This is a genomic window from uncultured Campylobacter sp. (assembly GCF_938045625.1).
Taxonomy (GTDB): Bacteria; Campylobacterota; Campylobacteria; order Campylobacterales; family Campylobacteraceae; genus Campylobacter_A.
The window spans coordinates 1-7,682 of the sequence record NZ_CALIAV010000095.1 but is presented as its reverse complement, the minus strand read 5'-3'; the positions used below and the strand labels follow the sequence as shown (position 1 = coordinate 7,682).

Annotated in this window: 6 protein-coding genes and 1 tRNA gene; 1 reads left to right on the top strand and 6 read right to left on the bottom strand. The window is 46.2% G+C overall.

Annotation, left to right across the window (positions count from 1 at the left end):
- Window positions 1-40 precede the first annotated feature (40 nt).
- Both Q0386_RS08675 and dsbD read right to left on the bottom strand, forming a co-directional pair.
- Window positions 41-114, bottom strand: a tRNA-Gln gene (locus Q0386_RS08675).
- A 91-nt stretch (window positions 115-205) separates the two neighbouring features.
- Window positions 206-2,086 carry a protein-disulfide reductase DsbD gene (dsbD, locus tag Q0386_RS08670; protein WP_299029856.1) on the bottom strand — a complete coding sequence of 627 codons (1,881 nt, stop codon included), beginning with the start codon at window positions 2,084-2,086 and terminating at the stop codon, window positions 206-208.
- A gap of 138 nt (window positions 2,087-2,224) precedes the next feature.
- Between dsbD and ppk2 the strand changes: the two genes are divergently transcribed.
- Window positions 2,225-3,034: a polyphosphate kinase 2 gene (gene ppk2, locus Q0386_RS08665; RefSeq protein ID WP_299029853.1), complete on the top strand. Its 810-nt coding sequence runs from the start codon at window positions 2,225-2,227 to the stop codon at window positions 3,032-3,034.
- A gap of 301 nt (window positions 3,035-3,335) precedes the next feature.
- Here the strand turns inward: ppk2 and Q0386_RS08660 are convergent, their stop codons facing one another.
- The 4 genes from Q0386_RS08660 to Q0386_RS08645 form a co-directional block, all read right to left on the bottom strand.
- Window positions 3,336-3,920, bottom strand: coding sequence for a hypothetical protein (locus Q0386_RS08660; RefSeq protein ID WP_299029850.1), 585 nt, complete (start codon window positions 3,918-3,920; stop codon window positions 3,336-3,338).
- A 1-nt stretch (window position 3,921) separates the two neighbouring features.
- Complete coding sequence (locus Q0386_RS08655; protein WP_299029847.1) at window positions 3,922-5,301, bottom strand: hypothetical protein; 1,380 nt, start codon at window positions 5,299-5,301, stop codon at window positions 3,922-3,924.
- A 259-nt stretch (window positions 5,302-5,560) separates the two neighbouring features.
- On the bottom strand, window positions 5,561-7,102 hold the full coding sequence (locus Q0386_RS08650) for a flavocytochrome c (RefSeq protein WP_299029844.1): 1,542 nt from the start codon (window positions 7,100-7,102) through the stop codon (window positions 5,561-5,563).
- A gap of 203 nt (window positions 7,103-7,305) precedes the next feature.
- A partial coding sequence (locus Q0386_RS08645) for an AAA family ATPase (protein ID WP_299029841.1) occupies window positions 7,306-7,682 on the bottom strand: 377 nt, incomplete at its 5' end.

The following is a 7,682-nucleotide window of genomic DNA, read 5'->3' as shown; positions in this document are numbered from 1 at the left end:
AACGGAGTAAATTTTAACTGGGGGTTTAAAGGGGGTTTAATGGTTACCCTGAAAGGATTCGAACCTCTGTTAGCTGATCCAGAGTCAGCAGTTCTACCACTAAACTACAGGGTAACGATAGGCGAAATTATAGCGAGCGAAATTTAAATCAGCTTTAATTATCTCAAATTTCAAGAATAAAACCGCAAAAATCGCCACGCAAATTTCACAGCCCGAATTTTTCAAGATGGGCTAAAAACTTTTCGGGCGGATAAAATCCGATGAGGCGTGCATTTTTTAGCTCGTTTTGTGCATCGCTACCTGCACTGAAAAAGAGTATCGCCGGCGGTCCGATGAGCCCGAATTTTTTCATTATCTGCGCATCGTCATTGCTGTTTTTCGTCACGTCCACGCGCAAAAGAGTGAAATTTGCTAGCTTTTTTAGCACGGCTTCGTCTTTAAAAGTTATCTCGTCAAGCTCGTTGCAGCTAGCGCACCAAGTCGCGTAAAAATCGATTATTACGGGTTTGGACGAGCTTTTTACCGCATTTTCTAGTTCGGTCAAATTTGAGACGGCGATAAAATTTGGCTCGTTTTTACTCAAATTTACGCTTGCGCCGCCTACATTTTTAAAGCCTTCGAGCGGATTTAGCGCCGATTTTGCGCCCGAAAATGAGCCCACGATGAGCAAAACAGAGTAGATAAAGACTAGCAGCGCCGTGCCTTTTAGCAGTTTTTTGCCGTTGCCGTACTCGTCCTTTGTCGCATCAAAAGCTCCGAAAAATACGCTCGCAAACACGCCGATAACGCCGTAAAGCAGCAGCTCCGCCATAGCGCCCAGCACGCGCGCGCTCAGCCAAACCGCCATTATCAGCATGATAAAGCCAAAAAGCGTCTTAATTTTATCCATCCACGCGCCCGGTCGCGGTAAAATTTTACCCGAGCTCGCCCCAATCAGCAGTAGCGGCACACCCATGCCAAGCCCCATCGTAAAGAGCGCAAGCCCGCCAAACAGCGCGTTTCCGCTCTGCGCGATATAAAGCAGTGCGCCCGCAAGCGGTGCGGCGACGCAAGGGCTAGCGATGAGTGCGGATAAAAATCCCATCGCAAAAACGCCGATTATGCCGCCTTTGCTTTGGGCTTTTTTGTTAAGCGCGTTTTGCATGGCAAGGGGCATCTGAAGCTCGTAAAGTCCGAACATCGAAAGCGCGAGCGCAACGAAAACGAGGCTAAAGCCGATCAGTACGGCCGGTGTTTGTAGCGCGCTTTGTACACCCGAGCCAAAAACGCTAGCCGCCACGCCCGCGACCGCGTAGGCGCACGCCATCGCAAAAACGTAGATAAGAGATAGGAAAAAGCCGCTCGTGGCGCGAGAGCTTTTGTTTTTGTTGTTTTTAGCGCGTGGGTTGTCGCTGTCAAATTTGGCCGAGGTTTCGTCCGGCGCGATTAAATTTACACCACCGTTTTTGCCGCCGTGCGTGCCGCTAGCTTGCTTTGAGACGATGATGGATGATAAGATAGGTATCATCGGAAAGATGCAAGGCGTGAGCGATAGTAGCAGCCCATAGCCAAAAAACGTGGCGAGCGAGAGGAAGAAATTTGCGCTGTTAAGGCTTGCAGCGATGGAGTCTTGTTCGGAGAGTGGTGCCTGCGAGCCGGCAAATTCAGGCTCGGCTGCTTCTATGATCTGTGCGACCGAGTAGCCGGCAAGGCTCTTTTTGACGCCAAATTTGAGTATTTGAGGTTGGTAGCAAATGCCGTCTTTGGCGCAGCCTTGGTATTCGAGCTTTAGTGTGAAATTTTCGCCGCCGCTAAGCCCTTTTAGCAAATTTATCGGCACAAAAAGGCTAAATTTGCCCGTATAAACCTCGCGCTCGTCGTAAATTTCGCCTTTTGGAAAGTTTAGATGCGAGTTTAGATTTTTATCGCCTAGGCTTGCTGTGAGGCTGTCTTTGTAGACGTGGATATTTGGTGCAGGGGCGAATCTAAACTCGACGTTTTGCTCGTCGGCGTGCGTGGTGAGGCCGAAGGCTTCTTTGACCGAAAGCGGTTCGGCAAACATAGCGCAGCAGGTCAAAACCGCCGCAAAAATCATCCTAAAAATCATAATATTCCTTGAAATTTTTGTCGTATTTTACACAAGCTCCCATAAAGTCAGCGTTAAATGTTAAATTAAGAGGCGTATTTTAGCTAAATTTTAATTATTTGATAGTAACATTTTAAAAATATCCAAAGGAGGTTTAGAGTGAGTAAAAATGGCACGGATAGCGTGAAATTCGACTACGAGCACGAGCTAAGAAAACTACAAATCGAGCTTTTAAAATTTCAAAATCACGTAAAAGAGCAGGGTCTGCGCGTACTCATCATCATCGAGGGGCGTGACGCGGCGGGCAAGGGCGGCTCGATAAAGCGCCTAACCGAGCACCTAAATCCGCGCGGATGCCGCATCGTGGCGCTTGAAAAGCCAAGCGACGTCGAGCGCTCGCAGTGGTATTTCCAGCGTTACGTCGCGCATTTGCCAAGTGCTGGTGAGATCGTGATCTTTGACCGCTCGTGGTACAACCGTGCCGGCGTCGAGCCGGTGATGGGTTTTTGCACGCAGGAGGAGCACAAGGAGTTTTTGCGCGAGGTGCCTAAATTTGAGGAGATGATCAAAAACTCGGGCATTATTTTCTTTAAATTTTACCTCTCGGTTTCAAAAGAAGAGCAAAAAAAGCGCTTCAAAGAGCGCCTCACCGACCCGCTAAAGCAGTTTAAAATCTCCCCAGTGGATGAAAAAAGCCAGGAGCTCTGGGATCAGTACACCATCGCCAAATACTCGATGCTGCTAGCCTCAAACACGCCGTTTTGCCCGTGGACGATCATCGTCTCAGATAGTAAAAAGCAGGCTCGTATCAACCTTTTTAGGTACATCCTAGCAAACGTAAAATACCCGAAAAAAATAGACGCCAAAAACTTTGAGTGTGACGAAGGTATCGTAAGGAGCGGCGAGGATGAGATCCGCCAGATGGAGGCAAATCTCAAAAACGAGAAGCTATCCAAGATGAACGGATAGGGCGAGTTTGGGTCAAATTTTACGCGCGGCGCGGGAAAATAGTCTCGCAAGAATTTGCCCAAATTTGTCAAATTTGACTCGGCCGTTAAATTTACACGAGGGCGGCAAAACCCGCACCTTTTTGATACGAACGGCGGTAAAATCGGCACTCATCTGTTTAAAATTACTAGCCGCTTTTGTAAATTTAACAAAGCCGAGCAGGGCTAAAATTTAACTCAAATTTGCTAAATTTCTTCATTTCCTGGCAAGTCAAATTAAGCCTTACAGAGCCGTTATCAGCGCATTTCATAGTCAAATTTGACTAAGCATCCTCCACGTCATCCACGCCGTACCATGCGCCAACGAGCAAAGCTTGAGCTGTCGCCGTTATCAAGATATTGATCCAGTGGAGTGCGCTGCCGATTTGCGCTTTTGCAAAAACCGCGATGCAGCCGGATAAAGCCGAGAGTATAAACATGTAGGCATAAATTTTAAACAGCGGATTTTGCGTGACGCGTGCCAACCTAAAATTTAAAATCGTCCAAGAAATCGCCGACAAAGTAAATAATGTAAAAAATATAAGCATAAACTCGGTGCTATAAAATCTTTCCTTTAAATATACCGTTGTCAGCATGGCGATCCCAAAAGCCCAACTCGCATGAAACGGCCGCATAAGATTTATCTCGCATAGAGGCTGAAGTGCTTTAAAAGCCGCATAAAAACAAACGATTGTGCCTATAGTCCCGAGTACCCAATGGTTTCTGTCCTGAAACTGCGGCGAAAAAGCTACAATGTAAGACGACAAAATCGTAAGCGACATGCAAATAGCCGCTAAAAATCCTAAATTTCTTGCGTTGTTTACGGTTTGGGCTCTGTTTTCGGTCAAATTTTGTTCGTTTTCGCTCATCTTACTCCTCCTTTATCATAGTCCAGGCGTATAGATAAAATGCAGTCGGCAGCACGTAGAGTGCCGCGATGGCTAGCGTTGCAAGCAGTATGGAAAAGACCGCTGTAAAAATTATCTGTAGCGCAAAGGCGATAATAAAGCTAGCGATAGCGAAAAATACGTAAGTCTTAAAAAGATCGTTTTCCGTAATCTTTGCAAGGCTGAAATTTAACTTAACCCAAAGGACGGCTAGATAGACGGTAATAGCCAGTGTAAACAGTCCTGCCAGCCCAGTGCCAGCCGCGGCAGGTCGGTCCTCTATGCCGCGTATAAAGCCAAATGCTATACCAACTACCGCAAATACGATAGATGCAAAAATCATCTGTTTATAGATGCTAAGCACGTCGGCGTCGTAAATTTCCTCTAGTTTTTTAAGCGCATGCCACATATAAACGGCCGCGGCGAGAAAAAGCACGAAATTTACCGAGCCTTCAAGCAGTTTTATCAGCTGCTCTTGCGACTCGCCGTGCGGCCGCGTAAATATCAGATAAAGCTTGGCAAAAAACGATACGGCAACGGTCGCTAGCATAAGCTGACACGAGATGATACCTTGCCTTTTGGCTGCTTTTAGCGTTTCTCGTTCGTAAGAATTTTCTTGCACGTTCTCTTTTTGGGGCGGAATTTTATTTGCTTGGCTTTGATCGGCGTCAAATTTGAGCTCCGTCGCTCGCTCGTGTTGAGCGCTAAAATTTGGTTCGCTTGCGCTTTGGGCGTTTAAATTTGACCTATCGCCGAGCTGGTTGGTTAAATTTACTTCGATTTCGTCTTGCTCGTTTGAGAAATTTTCCGCGTTGATCCACGCCGCGAGCAAGACGCCCGAGGTTGCTAGATCAAAGAGCGCGTTTGCTAGAGGTGCAAATTTGACGATAGAGGCAATGAGAGCTGGCGAGAGAACCTCTAGCATGCCATAAATAAAGTTTGCGCCCATACTAGCGACAAGCATCCACGCATAAACGCTAAAAAGCGCGCAGCCCGAGGCCTTTGCGAGTTTGAGATTTATGACGACCCATGCGATAGAGACAGCAAATACGGCAAGCGGGATGATAACGCGGGAGATGAGTCTGAGATAATTTTTATCAAAAACGTAGAGCGCGACCGTGCAGAGGATCACTGCTAAAAAGCCGTTGTAGGCGTATTTGAAGATGGTAAAGACGTTTGTGCTTGATAGCTCCTGCGCACGGATGAGCGCATAGTGGAAAAACGTCAGCGCAAACAGCCACGCTAGCGTGCGAACGATCCAAAACACACTCTGATCGCTCGCTAGAAAACTCGCGCTCGCACACAGGATGCAAACCGCGCCGAGAATGCCTTGGTTTCTTGCTTTATTAAAATTTCTATCCATTTTTCTCTTTCGGCGGTTTTGGTTTTAAATTTGCAAAATTTGATGCTCAAATTTGATGACACATAAAAGAGAAAATATACATAAATTTGTTTTAAATGGTTATTAAATTTAAGCAGAGAAAGTACTTTTAAAATAAGTGCGCTTATATAAGGGCACTAGAGTAAATTTGTAAATTTTGGTCTTTGGCGCGAAGCCTCAAGCAGGCGGGTTTGTCGGCGAAAAAGGGGAGTTTTGCCTCCCCTTCGTGTTAAACTAGAAATTAAATATTTTCTCCTGCTATCATACCAAACGTTAGGCAGTCTAGTATCGCGCAGCTACCTAGCCTGCTAGCTCCGTGCGTACCGCCCGTAACCTCGCCCGCGGCATATAGACCGGCGATCGGCTCGTCGTCGATATTTAGGACTTGCGCTTTGGTGTTGATCTTTACGCCGCCCATGGTGTGGTGTAGTTTCGGAGCGCCGCGCATAGCGTAGAATGGCGGTTTTGAGACTGTGATGCCGTTGGTTAGTTTCATCGGTTTACCGAAGTCCTCGTCGACGCCCGATGCCACAAAGCCGTTGTAACGCTCGGCGGTCTTGGTTAGCTCGCCTGCAGGCATTTTATAAAACGCCGCCAGCTCCTCAAGCGTGTCGAATTTTTTGATGACGCCGTTGTTCATCGGATTTTCGAGGTCACTCGGCACTAGTTTTGCCGCAGCTACGGAGTCGCAGAGGTTGATCGGATAGCTGTTTGCTTTGGCGTCGATGATTTTAAACATCGCGTCGGCTCTGATTTTGCGGTCGGCTAGCTCGTTCATATAGCGTTTGCCGGTTTTTGGATCGACGGAAAAACCATAGCGGAAGCTAGCTTGCGCGGCAAATTTGCTCGTGATGCCGTTGCCTTTTTCGTCCGGGCATTTGTACGGGATGTACTGTATCCAGCCCACTTGCACCGGCAGTGCGCCTACCTTAAATGCCGAAATGAGCGCGCCTGCAGTGGCTCCCGGGTGGTTTGTAGTGTCAAACTCTGGTACCGCGCGAGGATCTTGGAGCTTTCTAAAGAATTTATCGCTACAAAAGCCGCCGCTTGCGAGTATGACGCCTTTTTTAGCTTTGATGATTTTTTTGTCGCCGCCTTTGTTTTCTCGGTCGTCGCTAAATAAATCCTTATCGAATTTATAGTTTTCCCTCACGGTTACGCCGACGATGCGACCGCTTTCGTCTGTTACGAAGTCGTCAAATTTCGTACGAGTACGAAGCTCGCAACCGTCGGTTTTTTTAAACGACTCCACGAGAGGCTGCACGATACCAGAGCCGCTGGTGTTTTCGGTGTAGTACGTTCTAGGCACGCTATGGCCGCCCTCTAAGATGAGCTTGTCTAGGTATTTTGCGCCGTGTTTTACGGTGAAGTTAAACGTATCTACGGCGCGGTCGGCTAGCACTTCAAGCAGCTCGACGTGATTTAGTCCAAGCCCCGCTTTTACGCAGTCGGCGATGAAAATTTCTTTTGAGTCTTTGACGCCGTTTTTCTTTTGTAGTTCGCTACCCGGCACGGCAAAAATTCCGCCGTTTACGACGCTGTTGCCGCCCACGCGACCCATTTTTTCTAGGATTAGCACCTTGTTTCCGCGTTCGCTCGCTTTGATGCCCGCTGCAAGACCCGCAAAGCCGCTGCCGATGATGACGACATCCCACTCCTCGTCAAATTTTACGTCTTTTGCGCTTACTGCAGCTTCTGCATTTACCGCTCCTAGCGCAAGCGCACCGGCGCCTGCTAGGCTCATTTTGAGTATGTCGCGTCTTGAAACGTTACTTTTTGCCATGACCATCTCCTTGAAATTTAGATATTAAATTATAAATTTTATATATACATAAGTATTTAGTAAAAATTTGATTCTATATTGGAAATTGTACTGCAGTATCGCGTAAACCAAACTTAAATTTGAGATAATTGTATTAAGTTATTTTAAATTTTTTATTATATTTTATCAAAAATATCAAAAAATTACCAGTAAAAAAGAAAAAATTATACATCCACCGATACAATCTTAGTTTCCCCAATTTCCTTATTCATCGTAACCCCGTAAAGCCTGTGAGAACCCTTCATTGTTTCCTTATTATGAGTAATTAATATAAACTGCGATTTGTCAATAAACTGATGCAGAAGCTCTACAATTTTTTTTGTATTTTTTTCATCTAATGCCGCCTCTATTTCATCAAAAAATGTAAATGGGCTTGGCTTAAACATAAAGATTGCCATTATAAACGAAACTGCCAGCATTGATTTTTCCCCACCTGAAAGCAGCAGCAAAGTCTGTTCAGGCTTGTTTTTATATTTTACACTAAGTTCCAGACCTGTCGTTAAAAGATTTTCTGGATCAGTCATCTTAATTGTTTCTTTTG

What these genes read in the sequence shown, in the direction of transcription:
- Q0386_RS08660 (WP_299029850.1), bottom strand. Translation starts at nt 3,920, where the DNA reads ATGAGCGAAAACGAACAAAATTTGACCGAAAACAGAGCCCAAACCGTA.
- dsbD (WP_299029856.1), bottom strand. Translation starts at nt 2,086, where the DNA reads ATGATTTTTAGGATGATTTTTGCGGCGGTTTTGACCTGCTGCGCTATG.
- Q0386_RS08650 (WP_299029844.1), bottom strand. Translation starts at nt 7,102, where the DNA reads ATGGCAAAAAGTAACGTTTCAAGACGCGACATACTCAAAATGAGCCTA.
- Q0386_RS08655 (WP_299029847.1), bottom strand. Translation starts at nt 5,301, where the DNA reads ATGGATAGAAATTTTAATAAAGCAAGAAACCAAGGCATTCTCGGCGCG.